Source organism: Rhodococcus sp. D-46, assembly GCF_011290655.1.
GTDB lineage: Bacteria > Actinomycetota > Actinomycetes > Mycobacteriales > Mycobacteriaceae > Rhodococcus_F > Rhodococcus_F qingshengii.
Map to the genome: position 1 here is coordinate 40,141 of NZ_JAANTF010000002.1, position 17,721 is coordinate 57,861.

A 17,721-nucleotide genomic window follows, 5' to 3' on the forward strand; every position below is an offset into this window, starting at 1 on the left:
TCGCCGATCTCGCCTTTCGTCCCCTCGAACGATTCGCCCCACGCACCGTTCACGCTCAGCAAACCAGAACTAATGTCCGGACGGGTATGGTCCCGAAATCCAGAGCGCCCTGCTCGAAAGACGGCACGAGCGCTTGTACTCACCAAAAAACTCCCCCGCACATCACTGCTCACCCCGACAGTAGATACGGACAAAATACCCCACGGATCTGCGGGGATGGCGACCACCTCCGCACGTCGCCGAGGATCGATGATCCCTGCCAAGGCAAGGTTGAACCGCGTCGCCCTCGTCGAAGTAACGGTAACCGGCAGTGACAGAAATCATAAGCAGAGGACAGGATTTCCGCTCGTAGTGGCGACCAAAAAGACTGCGCGCCCTCAACTGGTCAGTTGCGGGCACGCAGTGAAAAGGTGAGCAAGCGTCAGAGCGTTGCAAACACCTTCGTTTTCACTTCGTTCAGCCAACCGTTCGCGGTCACGAAGTCTGTGACGCTCGACTGCAATCCGAAGACGTGCCCGGCCTGCGCCGCCGGCAGCCTCGTGAAGAGGTTGTCGTCGAGGACCGCCTGAACCGCCGCACTGGTCGACCCGTCCGCGTTCAGCGGATACAGCACGACCGTTACGCCGTTCAGGATGTCGGCCAACTGCTCCATCGGATAGGACGCGTATCCGGCATCGGTGTAATTGGTCGGAACACCGGGCCCGTACGCCAATCCGAGTTCGTTGACCACCAAATTGCCGATCGCACCGGTGGGCTGCTGAACCGAGAAAGCGCCGGGCGCGTCTCCGAGTGAAATGTGAATCCACTTGTTGGTCGCGATCACGTCGGCGTACTCGCCACGGACACGTTCGAGATTCTCTTCGTAAGCAGTCCGCGTCGACTCGAGCACGTCGGTCTTGCCAATTGCCTCAGCAAGCTCGGTGGTGATCTTCTTCCAGTCGCCTCGGCTCTCTCCCTTGACGATGACGGTGGGTGCAATGCCGGACAGACGGTCGAACGCCGCTTGGTCCACCTCGTCGGCGTCGCCGACAATGATGTCGGGATCCGCCGCAGCGATCGCTTCGAAGTTCATTTCCCCGAAAGGCCCGATGGTCGGGAGCCCGTCGACGAAGGCCTGCTGCTCCGGCGTGAATTCACTGATCCACTTGCCGTAGTCCTGCACAGCAGCCGGTTTCACTCCGAGGGACATGAGCTGCCAAGGAGTGTCGTACGACGCGGCGACGACGCGCTCAGGTGAAACCGGCACCTCAATGTCCCCGTACGCCGACGCGACGGTCCGGACGTCCGTCTGCTCGGAGTCGGCCGACGACGAGGAACAGCCGGTCACCACCATCGCACCTACGACGGCAACCGCCGCCGCTGCGATGACTCTGGAACCGAAAGAAAATGATCGAATTGCGCGCACGCAGAACTCCTACAGGGTGATTGTTTAGCCAACCCTAATTTCATTCTGCGGCACGGCACAAGTCCGATCGAGGCGCTTAGAGTCGCTGTTCGGACTAGTCCTGTAGCCAATCGGTCATTGGCGCGCGCGGATGATCGATCAGGCTTGCAAACTCCCCCGGTGTCACGCCCATCGTTCGACGAAAAGCCGCACCGAACGCGCTTTCGGAACGAAAACCCGTCTTCCGCGCCACAAACGAGATGCTTCGACCGAGTGCCAGAAGTTGCATCGCGTGATGAGCCCGCAATCGCATACGCCATTCCGAGAAGGTCAATCCGGTCTCGGCCGGAAACCTTCGTGTGAGAGTCCTCGTACTGACCTTCGCGTCGGTGGCCCACTCCTCGACCGATCGGGTGTCGGCCGGGCTGGCGACCAACTGATCTGCGATCTGCCGAAGCCACGGCGTCGTCGGCAGCGGTACATCGAAAATCAGTCGCGGAACGGGTTCGACGAGGTCGATGGCAAACGCCTCGGCTCGTCGACGAGCCGCGTCGGTCAGGTCGTCTCGGGTGAGGTGATCGAGTACTTGTTCGAGCAGCGGAGGAGTGGACAAGGCCACCACACGATCCAACCCGGTCACATCGGATGCCACCAACCACGTGCACGACAATTCTGTGCCGCTGCGCGCCGTCACCTCGTGGGGAACAAAGGACGGGATCCACAGACTGACTCCGCTCGGCACCGTGTACACAGTCTCCGGAGTACGGACCTCGAGAACACCGTCGATCGCCCACAGCAATTCGTGATCGCTGTGGCGGTGCATCTCCCACGTGAAGTCGGAATCGACGGCCAGCCGATTGGTCGCCAACCGCAAGTACCCGTCGGCACTGACGCGCAGCGGTCGAACGACGCGTTGCCACTCGGACAGTTCGTCGAGCGGACTGCTGATCGGGTAGTCGATCTGCTCGCTCACCGCAGCGTCGACAGTTCGGGATGTCCGAACAGGCCAGGCAACCCACCGGTGTGCAGGAAGACCGTTTTTGATCCCGCCGTGATGGCTTCGTCCTTCATGAGTTGGATCAATCCCGCAAAGGCTCGGCCGGTGTACGTCGGGTCGAGGAAGATGCCCTCAGTACGAGCCAAACATCGGATCGCGCCGGCTGATGCTTCCGTGAGCGTCGAATATCCTTGTCCAACTTGGTTTCGCAGGATCTGAAGATCTGCGGCTCGCGCGGTCGGACCAGGCATATCGTCCAACAACCCAGCGACAGTCGACACCGGGTCGGCAACAGCCCCGACGTCGACGCCCACAACTCTGTCGACGCCCAGATGCGCGACAAGGCCTGCCATCGTTCCACCCGATCCGAGTGCAACCACGACGCGATCGACGCCGGCGAGTTGCTGTTCGATCTCGCGTGCGCAGTCCACGTATCCCTGCGCAGCCACCGCGCTGGTACCACCGAAGGGAATGACAAAAGGTACACCGCCCGAGTCCGCGACGGCCTGCACCGCGGCGTCGAGCGCGGATGCCGTGTCCGCACCGGCCCAGACGATCTCAGCGCCCGCGAGTGCATCCAGAACGAGATTTCCCTGCGCGGATTCCGGCTCGGCACCACCGAGCACCAGCACACAACGCAATCCCAAACGGGCTGCTGCCGACGCAGTCAAGCGAGCGTGATTGCTTTGCGGTGCACCGGTAGTGATCAGAGTCGTCGCGCCGACGGCCAAAGCCTGAGCGCAGGTGTACTGCAGCTTTCGGATCTTGTTGCCGCCGCCGCCCAGGCCAGTGACGTCGTCACGTTTGATCCACAGATCTTCCGGCCCCAATCCGAGTGCCTGCGCGCAACGCGCCAGAGGTTCGACGGGCGTCGGCCAACTGCCCAAGCTGATCGGCGGAACGGCGGAACTCAACATTTGACGAGTCTAGTTCGACCGTGCACCTACAGGCTGGGCTCGCATACAGTCGGGACATGGGAACTTTCACGACGACCACACGTGATGTACCGCTGACCGTCAGCCGACCGGATTCGCCGAGTGAACCGAGACATGCGGTAGTAGTTCTCCAAGAAGCGTGGGGCGTGAACCAACACATCGAGAGCATCCTCGAACGCCTCGCCGATGCCGGCTACCTTGCCGTCGCCCCGCATCTCTACCACCGCGGCGCACAGACCTCCTTCACCGACTTCCCGTCCGCGAAGGATGCGCTCATGGCACTCGACAGCACAAGCATCGGCCACGACGTACGTGCCGCCGTCGACTACAGCCGATCCGAGGGAGCAGACAAAGTCGGCTCCCTCGGATTCTGCATGGGCGGCACCGCATCCCTGTGGTGTGCCGCCGTACCCCTCGTCGATTCCGCTGTCACGTACTACGGTGGCGGCGTTGCAGAAGCCCGATGGGATGGGATTGCCGCAGGCACCGAACTTGCAGCGCAACTGCAGGTCCCGTGGCTCGGTCACTACGGCGACCTCGATCCGAGTATCCCGCCGGAGAGCGTCGAGCAATTGCGCGCAACCGCGTCCGATCTCGCCCGGGTGTACCGCTATGCCGACGCCGGCCACGCGTTCAACAACGACACTTCGACCAGCCACTACGCCCCGGATTCTGCTGCCCTCGCCTGGACCCGCACTATGGAGTTTTTCGCCGAAACCCTGTGATTGCCAATGTAAGTCAGGGAACCCGCTTGACCACCGTGCCGGTGATCTCGTCCTGAACCTGTTCAGCCGTTACCGCTCGACTCTGCGCCCGACGTGATCGGGTGAAGTAGTAGATGCCGATCACGGCAAGAACAAACGGCACCCCGAACACCAAGGTCATCTTGAAATCCTCGACCCACAATGTCGTGACGAGGATCGCGACCATGAGGACACCACCCAGTATCGTCCCCACCGGGAAGAACGGAATCGTGAACGAGAGGGTTCGTCCTTCGCTTGCCATCCGCTTGCGAAAGAACCAGTGCGTCACGAAGATCAGCAGCCACGTCGCCATCGCCCCGAACATCGACAGCGAGATCATCAAGGTGAATGCCTGCTCGGGAAAGAGCACGTAGACGATGGTTGCGACGGCGATACCCGACGTCGACAGCAGCAAGGCATTGACCGGTGAGCCGTTGGCCCTGACCTTGCCGAGAATGGCCGGCGCGTCACCAGCACGGGAGAGCGAGAACATCATTCGCGAAGACACGTACAGCTGACTGTTCATCGCGGACAGCGCGGCGATGATCACCACGAAGTTCAGCACACTGTCTGCGCCCGGAATCTTCACAACCTGCATCACCGTGACGAAGGGACTTCCGCCGCTCAAGATCTTGTCCATCGGAGCGATTGCCAGAATCAGGGCAAGCGTTGCGATGTAGAAGACGAACAGTCGGACGATCGTCACACGGAACGCCTTCTTCACCGCCACCGCGGGGTTTTCCGCCTCACCGGCTGCAATGGCGATCATCTCGATGCTCAAGTAGCTGAAGATCGATACGATCACGGCAAACCACATGCCGGACAAACCATTCGGGAAGAATCCGCCACCGGCCGTGTAGTTGTGAAATCCGTAGTCCGGGTTCCCGCTACCGAACACTACGTACGCTGCCATCACGATGAACGCCACGATCGCGAAGACCTTGATCGTCGAGAACCAGTACTCCATCGTTCCGAAGGCCTTGACGTTGAACATGTTCACGCCGATCAGCACTCCGGAGAACAACACGATCCACAGCCATGACGGTACGTCGGCGAACCAGAACTGCATATATTCACCGATTGCGGTGACCTCGGTACCGACCGCGAGGACGATGCACGACCAGTAGAGATAGCGAACGAGGAAGCCGATCAACGGTCCGACGTAGAACTCTGCGTACGCACCGAACGAACCTGATGTCGCATGTGCAACAGTCATTTCGGCGAGGGCACCCATCAGCAGGAGGGCGATCAACCCGCCGATCGCGTAACTGATGATGACGCTCGGGCCGGCAAATCCGATGGCGAACTTACTGCCGAGGAAGAGTCCGGTGCCGATTGCACCGCCGAGCGCGATCATGCTCATCTGCTTGGGGCCGAGTTCGCGTTTGAGACCTGATTCTCGCTGCTGAATGTTTTTGAAATCACTCATGAAAGCTCCTTGCGAAAGGCGGTACCTCCCGGTCCGCGGAAACTTGGAAGAATCAGGTGACTGCGTCGCGCTCGCGGAATTCGGGGCGATCCCAGGACTTGTTCTCGAGGATGCCTCGCAACACGTCGACGGCGTTCCACACGTCGGCGTATCCGAGATAGAGCGGAGTGATACCGAACCTCAGCACTCCTGGTTCGCGGTAGTCGCCGATGACGCCCCGCGCGATGAGAGCCTTCATGATGGAATAGCCCTCGGGATGAACAAAACTCACGTGCGAGCCACGACGCTCGTGCTCGCGCGGCGTGATCAACTCCAAACCGTAGGCAGCGCAACGCTCCTCGACGAGGCTGATGAAGAGATCGGCCAGCGCGAGCGACTTGCTGCGGATGTCGGCCATGTCAGCTTTGAGCATGATGTCGAGACCACATTCGACGAGAGACAACGACGTGATGGGTTGAGTACCACTCAGAAACCGTCGTATTCCTGCGCCCGGTTCGTAGGCCGACTCCATCGCGAACGGTCGCGCGTGCCCCCACCACCCGGACAGCGGCTGGATTCCGGTGTTCTGATGGCGACGGTTGACCCAGATGAATGCAGGTGAACCCGGACCGCCATTGAGGTACTTGTACGTACACCCGACCGCGAAGTCGGCGTCGGCACCGCTCAGATCGACAGTGACGGCGCCGGCCGAGTGTGCGAGATCCCAGATCATGAGGGCGCCACGTTCCTGCACTGCTGCAGTGACTTCCGTCATCGCATACAGGTTTCCGGTGCGGTAGTTGACGTGCGACAACATCACTACGGCGGTGTCCGGTCCTACTGCTTCGGTGAGGTCGCCCGGTTGGTCGATCAGGCGTAGTTCGTATCCCTGATCGAGCAGCGAGATGATGCCCTCCGCAATGTAGAGGTCAGTGGGGAAATTGTCGCGCTCGGAGACGATCACCTTCCGGCTGGGATCCTGTGCAGCCGCGATGGACAGCGCGGAGGCCAATGCCTTGAACAGGTTGATCGACGTCGAATCCGTTACTACCACTTCGCCTTCACCTGCTCCCAGCAACGGGGCAAGTTTGTCACCGAGGCGGACCGGGAGGTCGAACCATCCAGCCTCGTTCCAACTGCGAACCAAGCCGTTGCCCCACTCGTCGCCGATCACTCTCGCGGCGCATTCCTGCGCGGCAATGGGACGCGCGCCGAGCGAGTTTCCGTCGAAGTAGAGAACGCCCTCCGGAATCGCGAACTCGCGGCGGAACTCCCTCAGGGGATCCACTGCGTCGGCCTTGACGCAGTCTTCCAACGAAAGTGTGGTTGTCGATGTCATGACGATTCTTCTCCTGCATGTGTCGGCGTTGAGGGTGATGAAGGCAGAGTCCGGAGCACGGCCCGTACCGGGCTGGCATCGAGGTCGAGGAACTTCAGCGGCAGTGCGATCAACTCGTAGTAGCCTTCGTCGACGTCGTCGAGGCAAAGTCCTTCGAGGATCGCGACGCTACGATCGCTTGCCGCGTGGTGCCCGTCCATGGTCTTGCTGTCCATCGGATCGAACGAGGCGCCGTCGATTCCGATCAGAACTCCACCGCGGTCGGCGAACCAGTGGGTCAGCTCCGGAGATACACCGGCGAAGTCGTTGTCCCACTCGCGTGGGTACTTCGGGTACGTCCTCAGAATCAGCCGTTGCGGCAGATGGCCGCCGAGTCGCTCCACCGTCTCTTCGACGGGCCTGATGCAGGCGGCACCGTCGACCCCCGTCATGTCGACCACCAGTGCTTCGCCGAGATAGGGCTCGAGGGGAACGGAACCAATGGTCGCGCCGTCGATGCGAGTGTGCGCCGGCGCATCGGCATGAGCACCGATATGAGGAGTGGTGGTGATTCGGTTGATGGTGACGGCGTCACTGCCGCCGAGGTCGGACGTGACAGCCCGGTTGAAGGCGGTATCACCTGGCCACACGGGCGTCGATTCGGAGATCGGCGGGCTGATGTCGATCAACCGCGCCCTCCAGTCGCCCGTGTGTCCGTCGCCCGCGTGTCGGCCGATCCTCGGAAGCATCCAGACCCCTTCGTCGCAACAGTCGACTGTGTAGATCTCGACCGTTTGATAATTCGATGTGTTTGGCAAAAGCTAGAATCATCGACGGGCGCGGTCAATAGTTGCTGAATATTTTCGCGACGGCAGGGAGAAATCGGATGATTAATGCGATCGAACGGGCGGCAGCCGCGGCTCGGCCGAATCATGTTCGGCTCGACGACGTCGATACAGCGATTCTCCGCGAACTCGTCCGGGATGCACGCATCCCCAACAACGCACTCGCCGAGAAGGTCGGGATAGCGCCGTCGACCGCTCTGGCGCGGATGCGCGCTCTACGCGAATCGGGCGTCATCAAGGGGTTTCACGCAGACATAGACCTCGAGCTACTCGGCCTCGAGATCTCGGCGATGGTGTCGATTCTGATTCACTCCCACGCCAGAAGTCGAATGACGGAAATTGCCGAGCACCTGAGCGGATTGGATTCCGTTCAGCGAGTGTTCCTGATGAGTGGGGACCGTGATCTCCTGGTACACGTGTCGTGTGAATCCCCCACTCGGCTTCGCGATTTCGTCAGCGCGCACCTCAACGATCCGGCCATCGCCAATACCCAGACCAACCTGATCTTCAGCGAACTGAGTCAAGGCGGCTGAACTGCAGCTGTCGCCAAGGCGTCTTCGAGTGCTTCCGAGATCGGCACCTCGATTCGAACTTCTCCCCACTAGAGTCGAACGGCATGTTGCCACTCGGGTTGTCCATGCTCTGGGAATCGGTGGAGCCGGAAGCCGCATTGAAGCAGCGATTCGGATTCAACAGCTTCCGCGCAGCCACCCATTGGGTCTCGGCGGTACTCGAGCAGACTTGGGGATTGACGGCCCTCGAATGCTCGCGAATGGCGATCAGTGACCAGAACGCGATCGTGTGGGTTGCGAGCGACCGCGGTGGGCTGGTGGTGAAGTGGTCGCGCGCCACAGAGCGCTTCGCGAACCTGGAGGCGTCGACGCGCCTGCTGAGCGCACTCGCCGCGCAGGGCGTGCCCGTTCCGTCACCAATCACGTCCCTGAACGGATTGGACCGGGAAACACTGTTGGACCGGGAAACACTGGAAGGGCCTTCGTGCGCAGTGTCGTTCACCGTACTGCCGGAGTTGGCGGGAGATTGGTTGGACGTGCAGGACCGCGCGGCGGTCCGTTCGGCAGGAGCATGTCTGGCAGAAATACACCGAACGCTCGGCGCCACCCATGTCGACGGATCGGTGTTCTCGTCGCGCAGCACCGGGTTGAAGGAGCGCATCGGTGGTTGGCTGGAGAATTTCGACCGCGGGTTCGCGCCTGAGGCAACGCGTAGGCTCACGAATCTCTTGGCGCGGGCGTCCGAGCTCGATGACCGAACTCAACTGGTACACAACGACTTCCGTGCAGCCAACATCTTGACTCGAAACTCTCGGACCACCGGAGTACTCGACTTCGACGACGTGGTGATCGACCACCGGGTGAGCGACCTGGCCAAGGCAAGCGTCTATCTGGGCACCCTGTTCACCGATTGGCGACCGACACCGATCGCGGTACGGCAGAGCCTGCGCGCCGGCTACGAATCCGTCCGTCCCCTCAGCCGATCCGAGACAGAATGGTTCGAGATCCTCGAACTGTGGCACGGCCTGATGTCGATCCCGGGTGAGAACGACACCGCCGGTTGGGCATCAGCGTTGTGACAAAAGTGGGGACGCCGGTACCGGCGTCCCCACTTCGCTTCTGACCACATCAGGATCCGGCGCGGATCCATTCTTCGAGATGCGGCGCCTCGGTACCGATCGTCGTGCCGTCGCCGTGACCGGTGTGAACCTTGGTCTCGGCGGGGAGCGCGAACAGCTTGTCGCGAATGGACCCGATGATGGTCGGGAAGTCTGAGTACGACCGCCCCGTTGCGCCGGGTCCACCGGAGAACAAGGTGTCGCCGCTGAACAGTTCCCCCGCCTCGGGCAGGTAGAGGCAGGTCGACCCCGGGGAATGGCCCGGTGTGTGGATGGCCAGAATGTCCGTACCCGCCACAGCAATACGCTGATCATCTTCCAAGCTCAGATGCTTCACCCCGGGGTGAGTCATCTCCCAGAGGACATCGTCGGCCGGGTTCAGGTAGATCGGAGCGTCGAGTTTCTCGGCCAGCTCCGGTGCAACGGTGACGTGGTCGTTGTGGCCGTGGGTGCAGACGATTCCGATCACCTTGCGTCCACCGACAGCGTCGATGATCGGCTGCGCGGTGTGAGCTGCGTCGACGATCACCACTTCGTTGTCGTCACCGATCAGCCAGATGTTGTTGTCGACGTCCCATGTTCCGCCGTCGAGGCTGAACGTGCCCGAGGTGACGACGCGATCGACTCGCAATGTCACAGGACCACCACCGAACGGAGAACCTCGCCGCGGTGCATCGTCTCGAATGCCTTCTCCACCTCGTCGAGCTTGATGCGCTCGCTGACGAACTTCTCGAGCGGCAGACGCCCCTGCTGGTACAGGTCGACCAGAACGGGGAAGTCACGCTCGGGCAGGCAGTCGCCGTACCACGACGACTTGAGGGCTCCGCCGCGCGAGAAGAAGTCCACCAGCGGCATTTCCAGCTTCATGTCCGGCGTCGGAACTCCCACCAGCACTACGGTTCCCGCGAGGTCGCGGGCGTAGAACGCCTGCTTCCAGGTCTCGGGACGGCCGACTGCGTCGACAACCACGTCGGCGCCGAAACCTCCGGTCAGCTCCTGGACCGCTTCGACGACGTCGTCGACCTCGGTGGCATTGATCGTGTGCGTGGCACCAAGTTCCGTGGCCCACTCCAGCTTTCGAGGATCCCGGTCGATGGCGATGATGGTATTGGCACCGGCCAGGCGTGAACCCATGATCGCTGCGTCGCCGACGCCGCCACACCCGATCACGGCCACTGAATCACCGCGTCCGACGTTGCCGGTGTTCATCGCGGCACCCATGCCGGCCATGACGCCGCAACCGAGCAGTCCGACGACAGCCGGATCGGCCGAGGCGTCGACCTTGGTGCACTGGCCTTCGTGAACCAGCGTCTTGTCTGCGAATGCGCCGATGCCGAGTGCCGGCGTCAGTTCGGTGCCGTCTTCGAGCGTCATCTTCTGCTCGGCGTTGAACGTGTCGAAGCAGTACTGCGGGCGGCCACGCTTACACGCACGACACTGCCCGCATACTGCACGCCAGTTGAGGACGACGAAGTCGCCCACCTCGACGTGAGTGACACCGGGGCCGACGCTCTCGACGATGCCCGACGCCTCGTGCCCGAGCAGGAACGGGTACTCGTCGTTGATTCCGCCGTCGCGGTAGGTCAGGTCGGTGTGGCACACACCGCACGCTGCAATGGCGACCACTACCTCGTTGGCGCCGGGATCGGGAATCGTGATGGGGACGATTTCGACGGGGGCACCCTTGGATCGGGCGATGACGCCGCGTACCTGCTGTGGCATGGCTTTGCTCCTGGCTTCGTGCGATTGAGGACGTGTCGTCACATGGCGCCGTGTTTTCACATTGCGATATGTGCACTCGTTGAAAGGTTAGCCCGAAGTAGGTGCCCGCAACCCTGGTCGAACTGACTGACCGACCTGGCCGAATGGACTAGGGTGCAGGCTTCACGCCGGCCTCGGCGCCCGCGGCGGCCGCCGCACCCCGACTCTCGACGCCCAATTTCCGCAGGACCCCGGCAACATGAAACTTGACTGTGCTCTCACTGACGCCGAGTCGCTCCGAGATTGCCTTGTTGCGCCGTCCGGCCACCAGATGCTCGAGTACCTCGAACTCCCGCGGAGCCAGTTCCGTCAGGACGTCGCGGTTCGGTAGGGCGACGGGCGCGTCGAGCGGGATGGTTGCGCTGATCCGGTTCCCCCACCCGGGCGTCGACTCGGATTCGACGGTTCCACCCAAAGTCTCTACCCTCGAACGTAATTGGCGTTCCACGTCGATCACGTCGGCTTCACCACCACCGTCGTCGCGGATGTCGATCGAGAGCGAAGCCGCGTCGAGGGTCCAGGCCACCCGGATTCGCGAGAGCGTCTGCTGATCCGACAAGGCCAAGACCGCGCCGCGGACGACCGCGCGGGCGCCGTGCGCCACTTCACCGGGTAACCCACGCCCGTCGACGGGTGGCTCCACCAACTCCAACGCGATTTCCCGATGCTTGAGCAGCGAACGCAATTCCCCACGCATCCGCGCAAAAGCGGTGGTGGTCGACTCTTCGGCCAACTCGCGGTGCACGTCGACGGCCGAACGCAGGCCGATCAGGGCCGAAGCCGCAGTCTCCCTGGCCGAGGTTCGAGCACGCGTGTCGTCGAGATCCGCCGAGCGCAGCGTCGCCAGCATCGTCTCGAGGGTGGCCGCATGCACCTCCGTCATCTCTGCCACGGTGCGTGCACGCTCGGACGACGCTGCCCGCGACTCGGCGAGATATGCCGGACTCGCGTTCCGCACCTGGAGCTGAATTCCGGTTGCAGTCACCGCGAACAGTGCCTGGATCAATTCGAGGGATGCCGCCTTCACCGGTCCGGGGTGTGGCGTCAGCACGAGGAGGGTGTCTGTTCGATCGAGCATCGCGAGCACTTCACGATCCCGGCCGGCGATAGCGCATTTTCCCCGAAATATCTGTCCGACAGTGAGATCCGTACGGATACGGTCGAGTTCGGCGATGGTCACACGATCGACGACGGCTGGATCCCCAGCGACCTTGCGCGGCCTACCGGTGCATTCACGGGTGAAGATCACCAGGGAAGTGTGCGGCGCCATGTCCGCGATCAACGTCGAAAATCGTCGGCCGATTTCGGGAAGTGGTCCCACCAACACGTCTCGAAGGGCGGTGATCAGTAGCGCATTGTCGGTGGTGCTCACCGTTCAACGATAACCATCCGGTTCACTGGTGCAGCGTGGTCTTCATGAGCATCACGTTGTAGTCGGACCACGTGGTGGCGAGAAAGTAGAGGTCCTGCCCCTGCGACCAGGGGTGCATGTACGCGCCGTAGAGTCCCGGAACCGCGTCGGTGCCGATCACGACGTCCGGTGCGCTCCACGGGCCGGTCAGGTCCGAGGCCGTCCGCAGCACCAGCGCTCCCCACTCGTTGGAGTACATCGCGACGAACTTTCCGAGATAGTTGTTGTACTGCACCGACAGTTCGCTGACATCCCCGTCGAGAACTACTGCAGCGGCAGCAGGATTGTTGGGGACCCATGCCTTTCCGTCCCAGTATTCGTACGCCGCGACGTCCGCGATGGAGGCTTCCTTGACTCGCGAGAGACGCCCCTCGCCAAAGCGTCCGGCGGGGGTGCCGAAGTTGTAGACGTAACCACCGTCTTTGACGAAGGACCCCATCTGGAAGTTGTCGTTACCTGTCAACGGCAGATTGGGCCGGGACGAGGCCGGTTCGATCTGCCAGGTCTCACCGTTGTCGTGCGAGGACGCGATCTGCGAGAAGTTGGTGACCCACTCGCCCGACCCTCCCCACGAACGTATCGACATGTAGTTGACGTACTGAACGCCGCCCACGGAGATACCCGTCGTCGGAATACTGCTGGTTTCGACGCCGGTGACTTTCAGACTTCCGATGATCTCGCGCGAGTGATTCGGTCGGTCGGTCGGTGAGGAGTCGATGTTCATGCCGTCGGACAGATTTCCGTCCGAGCTACGGAACAGGACGTTGCTGCGCCAGTCGCCGACCACCCCGGAGCACAGAGGGTCAGATCCGATACCGACGGTGTCACCGAAAGCTGTCAGGACCTGACCTGCGCCGTTGTCCCACATGATGCCCAGATCCGTGCCGAGAACGTTGAACCGCTCGACGGTTTGGTTGGGGCTCAGCGCGCCCGTGATGTACTCGACCGCCGAGGTGCGGCCTTGCAATTCCGGCAGTTTGCCATCCGTGCCGTTGAGCCAGGGAATCGGATTGGTCGGCCCACCTGATTGATCCAAGCTCCCGGTGACATTGCAATCCCACGGGGATGCATTGGCCTGGGTCGCCCCCAAGACCGCGGTCGACGCGAGTACACACGTCACTGCTGCTGTCGATATCTTCCGCATCCGGCGCATCGCTCCCCTTTCGCGGGGGGAGATCCGGACTCTACGAGGTGTGTTGCTCGACCGGATCGGTTCATCCACCCACGAGAACACAAGGTAGCAGGTAAATCGGTCAATCAGGACAAAACGGGCTTATTCGGTGGAGATGGATTTCAACCATTTCTCCATCACGGCTGCGGCAATCTCGAGCCCCTGCGACTCGGCTGCACTCAACTGCTGCATGAAGATGCGCGGACCGTCCGCTCCCAGCGAAGCATGCAGCGAATCGCGGTACTCGGCCAGTTCCATCCACTCGCGCGCTACCGCGGAGGACGCTTCGAGGTGAAACTGGACGGCGTAACTCTGCTTGTATCGGAAGAGTTGATTCGGATACTTGGCTGAACCAGCGAGCCGCACCGCGCCGTTCGGAATGTCGAAGGTATCCGAATGCCATTGCATTGCAGGAAATGTGGAGGGCAGATCTCCCCACACGGGATCTTGCCGGCCCTCGACAGTCAAGGTGATCTCCTCAACTCCGACTTCAGGCACAGCGCCCGTGTAGACGCGAGCACCCAGCGCCGCGGCGAGCAACTGCGAACCCAGACACACTCCCCACACCGGGACGTCGCTCTCGACCAGATCGCGAATGTATTCGATCTCGGATGCCAACCACTCGACCTCGCCCTGATCGCCGACGCCCATCGGCCCGCCCATCACGATCACGGCGTCGAACCGTCGATCGGCAGGAAGCGGGTCGGTGCCCAGAAGAACAGTCTGCACGTCTCCGTAGCTCTCCAGGACAGGCGAATACGCCGCTGGGGGTTCACACTGCGCGTGTCGTAGTTCCAGAAAATGCATGTAGGCAATTCCTCTCGAATCCGGTGCCGAAAGCCTATGGTTCTATTCGACATAAGGCACATCGACGGCGTCGGATGTGCTCTGCGCTCGAATCTCCGCTTTCATCGCCCCTTTACCGACAAGGAACGTCTGTGCGCGCACCACACCTCTTTTCGACATCGATTCGCCCGCCCTCAACTGCCGTTCGCATCGGACTCAGCGCATTCGCCTTGGCGTCACTTGCCGCGTGCTCAGGAACAAGCACCGACAGCGAGGCCGAATCAACATCCACCGCGACCACCACTGCAACCTCGACAACTCAACCCACGACGACTCGGGCTCCATTGACCACCTCGGTGATCGGTACGACGAATTCTCCACTGGCCACGACCCCAGTCGCCGCGGAAGTGACGCCCGCTGCAGCTCCCGCGATCATGCCCAACGTCGTGTGCATGAATCTTCAAGACGCGCAGGACACCATTCAGTCGTCCGGAGTGTTCTTCTCCAGAAGTGCTGACGCAACTGGCGCGGGTCGACGCCAACTGGTCGATTCCAACTGGATTGTCGTCGATCAGACACCCTCTGCCGGAAGTCCTTTCGGGGAAATCGAAGCCGTGCTCTCGGCCGTGAAAATCGGCGAACCGAACCCCTGCTGATCGGCTGAGTTCTCGAACTTCGCAATTCCGGGAACACTGCGCCTTACTTGACAACTACCTCCGACCTCCTTCACTGTAGTCAACATTACGAGTATCCAATATATTGGATGCGAAAGGTTGGATTGCAACATGAAGGTGCAACGAATACGGCAGAGCGCCAGCTCTCCGGCGTCCATGAGCGACCCCGTCATCGGAATACTCGGAGGCATGGGGCCCGCCGCTACTGCCGACTTTTACTCCAAACTCGTTGCGCTGACACCAGGTTCGACGGATCAGGAGCACCCCAAAGTTGTCATCTGGGCCGATCCCACCGTTCCCGACCGGACATTGGCACTCACCGAGAACGGCCCTGACCCCACTCCGTGGCTGATCCGCGGTGCGCGCGTTCTCCGAGAGTCGGGCGCGACGACGCTCGCCATCCCATGCAATACCGCCCACGCCTTCCTGCCCGCAATCTCGTCCCAACTGGGACTTCCCGTCGTCCACATGATCGACGAAGTCGCTCGGCACATCCGGACGCTCTCACCCGCCGTCACATCCGTCGGACTATTGGCCACCACGGGGACGGTCCGCACCGGGTTGTATCAACAATGGCTGTCGGAATACTCGATCGACGTCCTGGTGCCCGGACCTGCGATCCAGGACGAACTGGTGATGCCGGCGATCCGAGCAATCAAGAGCGGCAACGTCGGAGACGAGACCACCGACAAGCTCGTCAGGGCCGCTGATCTTCTCGTCGAATCGGGCGCGCAGGTCGTCGTGGCCGGGTGCACCGAGATTCCGCTCGGACTGCCCGCCGACGCCACAACCTGTCAGATCATCGATCCGGCAACAATTCTCGCCCGCGCTCTGCTCCGGCGGGTTGCGGATGCCCGGAGACACCCTTCGATGGTCGTTTCGGGCTGACCTGCAGCAGGGAGGCTGCAGAGTACGATATCCAGTATGTTGCGTGGCGGTAAACCGGTTGAGCGAGCACGAATGAGCGACATCGCTCTCGAACGCATTCGCGAAGCGATCGTCACCGGTGAACTGGCGCCGGGCTCGAAGATCAAGGACAGCGAACTCGCCGAGTATCTGGGACTGAGCAGAACTCCAGTCCGCGAAGCGCTCGCAAGGCTGGTCGACACCGGACTCGTGGAAGCGAAACCTGGTGCGTACACGCGCATCACCACCCTCGACCGCGGCGACGTCGAGGCAACACTCGCAGTCATCGAAGCTCTCGACCAACTGGCCGTCGTCACCGCTGTACCGAATCTCACCGACGAGATGATCGGGGCGATGCGTTCGGCCAACAAGGACTTCGCTGCCGCCGTCAAACGAAACGACATAGGCCGAGCCCTGACCGCAGACGATCGCCTACACAGCGTCATCATCGACGCTGCGGCAAATCCGCTGTTGAAGAAGCTGATTCACCAGGTTCACCCACAAATTCACCGCATCTACTACCGCAAGTTCTCGAGCCTTCTCGGCAGCCAGGACTCCGTCGACCATCACAACAAGCTGATCGAGCTGTGCGCAGACCACGATGCCGAGGCGGCAGCGACACTGTCGGCCGAACATCGACGCCATCTCGGCGGGCTGATCGGTGAACTCTTCGACGCCGACGAGTTCGCGCTCTCGGACTGACCGACGCCCGAATACAAGTTTCGGCGCTTGCCTATATTGGCCATTGCCGATATAAATGACTGGTGCATGCGTTCGACGTTCTCGGAGACCCAGTTCGGCGAAGAATCATGGAACTCCTGTCCAGCGGCGAGCGCTCGGCGGGTCAGATCGCCGAAGTCGTGGCAGCGGAGTTCGGAATCTCGCAACCGACCGCGTCCGGGCACCTGCGAGTGCTCCGAGAAAACGGATTCGCCACCGTCCGCAGCGAAGGCACCAGGCGTCTCTATGCCGTCGAGCCCGCGCCATTGCAAGAAGTGGACCAATGGCTCGACGGATTCCGGCAGTTCTGGAGCGGTCCTCTCGACGCATTGGCCACAGAACTCGCACGCGGGAAACGACGCGGCTCGAAGCGGAGCAGATCTTCACAACCGAATTCTTCCGACGAAGGAGACTCACAATGACCGAGATCGCGAACCAGGACACCAGCCTCACCGCGGTAGAGCGGAGCATGGGCAACCGCGAGATCGCCGAAGGTTCGGCTCGAACAGCCGTACTCAAGCGCCGCTACAACGCGTCGGTCGACGACGTCTGGGACGCCATCACGACCCCTGACCGCATCAACCGTTTCTTCCTTCCGGTGAGCGGAGACTTCCAGGTGGGCGGCTCGTACGCCTTCGAAGGCCAGGCAAGTGGCGAGATCCTGGCCTGCGACGCCCCACACCTGCTGCGACTGCAGTGGACACCGCCCGGCGATCGCGGATACAGCGATCAGGTCGAGATCCGGCTGACTGCAGACGGTCCCGACGCCACCTGGCTCGAGTTGGAGCACGCCTCCGTCGCCGATGTCTTCCGCAACGACCCTGACACCGGCTGCTACGGCGTCGGAACCGGCTGGGAAGGCCCACTTCACTACCTGGGCGAATACTTGCGCGGCACTCTCCCTGATGCGCCGAGCACCGAGTGGTACACCTTCGACGAAGCAGAGGAGCTTCGTCTGGCCAACTTCCGAGGGTGGGAGTGGGCAAAGATCGAGGCAGAGCACGGCGACCGATAACGCCCAATTCTTCGAAA

The 17,721-nt window shown here is 61.8% G+C and carries 19 protein-coding genes; 8 read left to right on the forward strand and 11 right to left on the reverse strand.

Annotated features, from left to right (window positions below; translation table 11 throughout):
• Positions 1–421: 421 nt before the first annotated feature.
• The 3 genes from G9U53_RS04850 to G9U53_RS04860 form a co-directional block, all read right to left on the reverse strand.
• A complete protein-coding gene (locus G9U53_RS04850) occupies positions 422–1,405 on the reverse strand; it encodes an ABC transporter substrate-binding protein (RefSeq protein ID WP_030536016.1) in 984 nt (327 codons plus the stop codon).
• Between the two features lie 94 nt (positions 1,406–1,499).
• Complete coding sequence (locus tag G9U53_RS04855) at positions 1,500–2,357, reverse strand: AraC family transcriptional regulator (protein WP_054782041.1); 858 nt, start codon at positions 2,355–2,357, stop codon at positions 1,500–1,502.
• Positions 2,354–3,298 (reverse strand): D-cysteine desulfhydrase family protein, encoded by a 945-nt coding sequence (locus tag G9U53_RS04860; RefSeq protein WP_081558530.1) that lies wholly within the window; start codon positions 3,296–3,298, stop codon positions 2,354–2,356. Before G9U53_RS04860 ends, G9U53_RS04855 begins: the two co-directional genes overlap by 4 nt.
• A gap of 56 nt (positions 3,299–3,354) precedes the next feature.
• Here G9U53_RS04860 and G9U53_RS04865 point away from each other — a divergent pair, with 56 nt between their 5' ends.
• Complete coding sequence (locus G9U53_RS04865; protein ID WP_019745675.1) at positions 3,355–4,041, forward strand: dienelactone hydrolase family protein; 687 nt, start codon at positions 3,355–3,357, stop codon at positions 4,039–4,041.
• A gap of 13 nt (positions 4,042–4,054) precedes the next feature.
• Here the strand turns inward: G9U53_RS04865 and G9U53_RS04870 are convergent, their stop codons facing one another.
• Genes G9U53_RS04870 through kynB form a run of 3 tightly spaced genes read right to left on the reverse strand, consistent with a single transcriptional unit; the run spans position 4,055 to position 7,534 of the window.
• Positions 4,055–5,488 (reverse strand): amino acid permease, encoded by a 1,434-nt coding sequence (locus G9U53_RS04870; RefSeq protein ID WP_003943087.1) that lies wholly within the window; start codon positions 5,486–5,488, stop codon positions 4,055–4,057.
• Between the two features lie 52 nt (positions 5,489–5,540).
• A complete protein-coding gene (gene kynU / locus G9U53_RS04875; protein WP_063315571.1) occupies positions 5,541–6,806 on the reverse strand; it encodes a kynureninase in 1,266 nt (421 codons plus the stop codon).
• Positions 6,803–7,534, reverse strand: a complete 732-nt coding sequence (kynB, locus tag G9U53_RS04880) for an arylformamidase (RefSeq protein WP_063315570.1) — start codon at positions 7,532–7,534, stop codon at positions 6,803–6,805. The genes kynU and kynB overlap by 4 nt, the downstream gene beginning before the upstream one ends.
• 137 nt (positions 7,535–7,671) lie before the next feature.
• Here kynB and G9U53_RS04885 point away from each other — a divergent pair, with 137 nt between their 5' ends.
• Both G9U53_RS04885 and G9U53_RS04890 read left to right on the forward strand, forming a co-directional pair.
• Entirely contained in the window at positions 7,672–8,163 is a 492-nt protein-coding gene (locus G9U53_RS04885; RefSeq protein ID WP_007730865.1) for an Lrp/AsnC family transcriptional regulator, read from the forward strand.
• Between the two features lie 83 nt (positions 8,164–8,246).
• Positions 8,247–9,221 carry a phosphotransferase gene (locus G9U53_RS04890; protein ID WP_165638390.1) on the forward strand — a complete coding sequence of 325 codons (975 nt, stop codon included), beginning with the start codon at positions 8,247–8,249 and terminating at the stop codon, positions 9,219–9,221.
• Positions 9,222–9,270: 49 nt separating this feature from the next.
• On the opposite strand, the gene G9U53_RS04895 is transcribed toward G9U53_RS04890, so the two are convergent.
• The 5 genes from G9U53_RS04895 to G9U53_RS04915 form a co-directional block, all read right to left on the reverse strand.
• Complete coding sequence (locus tag G9U53_RS04895; protein ID WP_007730862.1) at positions 9,271–9,897, reverse strand: MBL fold metallo-hydrolase; 627 nt, start codon at positions 9,895–9,897, stop codon at positions 9,271–9,273.
• Positions 9,894–10,982 (reverse strand): S-(hydroxymethyl)mycothiol dehydrogenase, encoded by a 1,089-nt coding sequence (locus G9U53_RS04900; RefSeq protein ID WP_007730860.1) that lies wholly within the window; start codon positions 10,980–10,982, stop codon positions 9,894–9,896. The genes G9U53_RS04895 and G9U53_RS04900 overlap by 4 nt, the downstream gene beginning before the upstream one ends.
• A 148-nt stretch (positions 10,983–11,130) precedes the next feature.
• Positions 11,131–12,393, reverse strand: a complete 1,263-nt coding sequence (locus G9U53_RS04905) for a LuxR C-terminal-related transcriptional regulator (protein ID WP_003943037.1) — start codon at positions 12,391–12,393, stop codon at positions 11,131–11,133.
• A 22-nt stretch (positions 12,394–12,415) separates the two neighbouring features.
• The gene (locus tag G9U53_RS04910; protein WP_050655976.1) at positions 12,416–13,585 is read right to left on the reverse strand and encodes a DUF4185 domain-containing protein; all 1,170 of its coding nucleotides are present in this window, start codon (positions 13,583–13,585) and stop codon (positions 12,416–12,418) included.
• Positions 13,586–13,705: 120 nt separating this feature from the next.
• Positions 13,706–14,410 (reverse strand): type 1 glutamine amidotransferase, encoded by a 705-nt coding sequence (locus G9U53_RS04915; protein WP_235867756.1) that lies wholly within the window; start codon positions 14,408–14,410, stop codon positions 13,706–13,708.
• A gap of 131 nt (positions 14,411–14,541) precedes the next feature.
• Here G9U53_RS04915 and G9U53_RS04920 point away from each other — a divergent pair, with 131 nt between their 5' ends.
• From G9U53_RS04920 to G9U53_RS04940, 5 genes are all read left to right on the forward strand, one after another.
• Complete coding sequence (locus G9U53_RS04920; RefSeq protein WP_165638391.1) at positions 14,542–15,045, forward strand: PASTA domain-containing protein; 504 nt, start codon at positions 14,542–14,544, stop codon at positions 15,043–15,045.
• Between the two features lie 129 nt (positions 15,046–15,174).
• A complete protein-coding gene (locus G9U53_RS04925; RefSeq protein WP_231915060.1) occupies positions 15,175–15,951 on the forward strand; it encodes an amino acid racemase in 777 nt (258 codons plus the stop codon).
• 36 nt (positions 15,952–15,987) lie between these two features.
• The gene (locus G9U53_RS04930; protein WP_019745689.1) at positions 15,988–16,671 is read left to right on the forward strand and encodes a GntR family transcriptional regulator; all 684 of its coding nucleotides are present in this window, start codon (positions 15,988–15,990) and stop codon (positions 16,669–16,671) included.
• A gap of 62 nt (positions 16,672–16,733) precedes the next feature.
• Positions 16,734–17,111, forward strand: coding sequence for a metalloregulator ArsR/SmtB family transcription factor (locus G9U53_RS04935; RefSeq protein ID WP_050655974.1), 378 nt, complete (start codon positions 16,734–16,736; stop codon positions 17,109–17,111).
• Positions 17,108–17,704, forward strand: coding sequence for an SRPBCC family protein (locus G9U53_RS04940; RefSeq protein WP_054800568.1), 597 nt, complete (start codon positions 17,108–17,110; stop codon positions 17,702–17,704). The genes G9U53_RS04935 and G9U53_RS04940 overlap by 4 nt, the downstream gene beginning before the upstream one ends.
• Positions 17,705–17,721 lie beyond the last annotated feature (17 nt).

Coding starts and splice junctions, on each gene's coding strand:
- G9U53_RS04860 (WP_081558530.1), bottom strand. CDS start 3,298: ATGTTGAGTTCCGCCGTTCCGCCGATCAGCTTGGGCAGTTGGCCGACG.
- G9U53_RS04865 (WP_019745675.1), top strand. CDS start 3,355: ATGGGAACTTTCACGACGACCACACGTGATGTACCGCTGACCGTCAGC.
- G9U53_RS04870 (WP_003943087.1), bottom strand. CDS start 5,488: ATGAGTGATTTCAAAAACATTCAGCAGCGAGAATCAGGTCTCAAACGC.
- kynU (WP_063315571.1), bottom strand. CDS start 6,806: ATGACATCGACAACCACACTTTCGTTGGAAGACTGCGTCAAGGCCGAC.
- kynB (WP_063315570.1), bottom strand. CDS start 7,534: ATGCTTCCGAGGATCGGCCGACACGCGGGCGACGGACACACGGGCGAC.
- G9U53_RS04885 (WP_007730865.1), top strand. CDS start 7,672: ATGATTAATGCGATCGAACGGGCGGCAGCCGCGGCTCGGCCGAATCAT.
- G9U53_RS04890 (WP_165638390.1), top strand. CDS start 8,247: ATGTTGCCACTCGGGTTGTCCATGCTCTGGGAATCGGTGGAGCCGGAA.
- G9U53_RS04900 (WP_007730860.1), bottom strand. CDS start 10,982: ATGCCACAGCAGGTACGCGGCGTCATCGCCCGATCCAAGGGTGCCCCC.
- G9U53_RS04910 (WP_050655976.1), bottom strand. CDS start 13,585: ATGCGCCGGATGCGGAAGATATCGACAGCAGCAGTGACGTGTGTACTC.
- G9U53_RS04915 (WP_235867756.1), bottom strand. CDS start 14,410: ATGCATTTTCTGGAACTACGACACGCGCAGTGTGAACCCCCAGCGGCG.
- G9U53_RS04925 (WP_231915060.1), top strand. CDS start 15,175: ATGAAGGTGCAACGAATACGGCAGAGCGCCAGCTCTCCGGCGTCCATG.
- G9U53_RS04930 (WP_019745689.1), top strand. CDS start 15,988: ATGTTGCGTGGCGGTAAACCGGTTGAGCGAGCACGAATGAGCGACATC.
- G9U53_RS04940 (WP_054800568.1), top strand. CDS start 17,108: ATGACCGAGATCGCGAACCAGGACACCAGCCTCACCGCGGTAGAGCGG.